At 67.7% G+C, this 3,192-nt stretch carries 2 protein-coding genes and 1 pseudogene; 1 reads left to right on the top strand and 2 read right to left on the bottom strand.

The genetic code is table 11. The features are described 5' to 3' along the window. Window positions 1-375: pseudogene (locus Y705_RS20495) on the bottom strand (hypothetical protein); the annotation flags it as partial. Window positions 376-616: 241 nt separating this feature from the next. On the opposite strand from Y705_RS20495, the gene Y705_RS0115185 reads away from it, so the two are divergent. Further along, window positions 617-1,354, top strand: a complete 738-nt coding sequence (locus tag Y705_RS0115185) for a glutamine amidotransferase (RefSeq protein ID WP_026533474.1) — start codon at window positions 617-619, stop codon at window positions 1,352-1,354. A gap of 11 nt (window positions 1,355-1,365) precedes the next feature. Here the strand turns inward: Y705_RS0115185 and Y705_RS20500 are convergent. Then, on the bottom strand, window positions 1,366-3,192 hold a 1,827-nt coding region (locus Y705_RS20500), incomplete at its 5' end, for an FAD-linked oxidase C-terminal domain-containing protein (protein ID WP_253908653.1).

Here is a 3,192-nt window from a genome sequence, read left to right on the forward strand (position 1 = left end):
TTCCGTCAGCCTGCCCTGCATGCCGAGCCAGTACTCGGTGCGCTGACGCAGCTCCGTGATGGAGTTCTCGGCCCAGAATTCCGACGGGATGACCACAGGGGTTGCCTCCCAGGTGACGGCCTTGGCGCCGTTCTCGCAGAATTCGAAGGCTTTCCGCTTGTCAGGGTCGGGCCAGGCGCAGCTGGGGCAGTCGAAGCCGTGCTTCTGGTTCATGGTGAGCAAGGTCTTCCGCGTGCGATCGATGCCCATGTGCTCGATTGCGGGCTTCATCGAGTAATAGACGCCCGGCAGTCCTGCCGCCCAGTCCTTGGGTTCGTCCTCGACCTGGATGTCTTTCTCGTCGGGTTCCTTGACAGTGGGGTTTTCCTTGGCCATGGCGCACTTCCTTTTCCGCGCCAGCAGCGATAACTGGTGGCGCCCGCTTGAAACAACTTCGCCTCGTACCTCAGGACTAACAGGGCGGCGCCGGTGTCCGCAAGGTTTATTCGGTGAGCAGTGTCGATTTGAGGCGCCCACCCCCCGCTGATTAAGCACCTATGGCTGGCATATCCGAAGAATGGCAGCCATAGGTGCTTAATCAGCGGGGGGTGGGGGTTCGCGCAGTAGCATCGGACGGGTGAAACCCTTCCTCCTGCTGGCCACGCGCGCCGAGGATGCTGCCGCCGACGCCGAGTACTCGAGCTTCCTCCGGTTCGGCGGACTCGAGCCGCATCAGCTCCACCGGGTCCGGGCCGAAGCAGGCCCACTGCCGTCGGTCGATCTGGGCGCGTACTCCGGCATTCTCCTCGGGGGCAGCCCGTTCAACTCCTCCGATCCCGAGGAGGACAAACCGGTCAACCAGCGTCGGGTGGAGGGCGAGCTGAACGAGCTCCTCCACCGCGTGGTGGCCACTGACTTTCCGTTCTTCGGCGCCTGCTACGGCGTGGGGACCCTCGGCCGCCACCAGGGTGCCGTGATCGACCGCACGTATGCCGAACCTATCGGCGCCATCCGGATCTCCCTGACCCGCGACGGCGCGACCGACCCGCTGCTCGCCGGGCTGCCTCCGGAGTTCGACGCCTTCGTGGGCCATAAGGAAGCCTGCACCACGCTCCCCGCAGGGGCGGTGTTGCTGGCGTCGTCCGGCACGTGTCCGGTCCAGATGTTCCGGGTGAAGCGAAACCTCTACGCGACGCAGTTCCACCCGGAGCTCGATGTGGAAGCGCTGGTCGGCCGCATCGACATCTACCGTAACGCCGGCTATTTCCCTCCCGAGGAGGCCGACGTCTATATGGAGCGGACACGGGCCAGCCGGGTCGACCAGCCCTCGCGGATCCTCGGCAACTTCGTGGAACGGTATGCGCGGGTCATCTAGCAGTCGCGATATCAGCCCCGCGTCTGCTCCTCCAGCAATTCGAGGATGTGGCGGTACTGCATCCCGGTAGCCCGCGTCATCCCGAGTTCGCAGGTGCGGTTGCAGGACGCATGGGCGGCCGCGTCCATCGCGAGAACATCTGCGGACTGCCGTTGCGTGGCCGAGGCGGTGAGCTCGGGGTGCAGCATCCCGCGGTCGCCCGCGAACGCACAGCATCCCCAGTTCTCGGGGACGCCCACCCGCTCCGCGACCGCGTCCGCCACTGCCGTGAGTGCCGGATTCAGGCCGAGGCGCGTGGACGAGCACGTCGGATGCAGAGCCAGGGATTCACGTCTCGTGTGGTCACCCAGCACCGGCAGGATCCGCTCGGCGGTGAACTGGACGACGTCGACCACCCTCAGCGGCTGCCGGCCCGGCACCGGGGTCTCGGCGTCGATCGTGGACAGGAGCCCCTCGGTGCAGGAGGAGGCGTCGCACACGATCGCGGCTTCGCCGTCGTGGGTGGCTTCCCGCAATGCAGCGAGCGTGCGGGTGCGCATCGACTCCAGGCCCGCAGCAAGTCCTTTGGAGGACCAGGGTGTGCCGCAGCACAGCCCGTCGATGTCCTTCGGCACCAGGAGGGTGAGCCCTGCGCGGCTGCAGAGTTCCTCGAAACTCGCCTGGACGCCGATACCGACGCCGGCGCCGATACCGGAGCCCTTACCGGTGTCGGCGGGCCCGGACGCCGGCCCGAACATCGTCTGCACGCACGCCGGGAAATACACCGCGTCGGCGAGGGGAGTCCCAGCCGGCGTCGAAGCCGGTGCCGGGCGGCCCCTGGACGGACCTCCTGACGGAAGCTCCGGCGAGTACAGCGGCACGGTGTCGGCTCCGAGCAGGGCGCGCGCCACCCGGTTCGGACCGCGCACGACGCCGGGCGGCAGCTTCGCGGTCAGCGACAGGGCGGCTCCCGCCGCCTTCGTTCCTGCCGCCCAGTGGTCGGAGGCGGCCTTCCAGACGGTGTTCGCTACCGGTCCTGCGCCTTCCCGGCGGAGGCGCTTCACCAGCGAGCCGGTATTGATGTCGACCGGGCAGGCGGTCTGGCACATGCCGTCGACGGCGCAGGTCTGCACTGATTCGTAGTCGTAGTCCTTCTCGAGCTCAGCGAGGAGGGCGGAGTCGCCGTCGAGCCGTGCCTGCTCCATGGCCCGCAGGGTGACGATGCGCTGGCGCGGCGTCAGGGTGATGTCCCTGCTCGGGCATACCGGCTCGCAGTATCCGCAGGACACGCAGCGGTCCACTTCCTCGGCGACGGCGGGCGCCGTCTTGATGTGCCGGAGGTGGGCGAGTGGGTCGTCGTTGAGGATGACCCCGGGATTGAGCATGCCTGCGGGGTCGAAGAGCAGTTTGAGTTCGCGCATGACCTCGTAGAGTTCGTCCCCGTACTGGCGGCGGACGAAGGGTGCCATCACGCGCCCGGTGCCGTGTTCCGCCTTGAGGGAGCCGCCTTCCCCGAGCACCAGATCCACCAGGTCCTCGGTGAACGCGCTGTACCGCCCGAGATCCGCCTCCGAGAGGAAGCGATCCGTCAGCAGGAAGTGGAGGTTGCCGTCCTTGGCGTGGCCGAAGATGACGCTGTTCCGGTACGCGTATTCCTCGAAGAGCCGGTTGAGCTCGACGCAGGTGCGGGCGAGGGCGGGGACCGGCACGACCACATCCTCGAGGAGCGCCGTCGTTCCCGGAGGCCGGGCTCCCGCCACCGACGCGTAAAGGCCCTTCCGCAGGTGCCAGAGCTGTGCCCGTTCGGCCGTGTCGGTGGTGAAGGCGGAGGGGGAACTCGACCCGAGGCCGGCCAGCGC

Source organism: Arthrobacter sp. H41 (genome assembly GCF_000520535.1).
Taxonomy (GTDB): Bacteria; Actinomycetota; Actinomycetes; order Actinomycetales; family Micrococcaceae; genus Arthrobacter_D.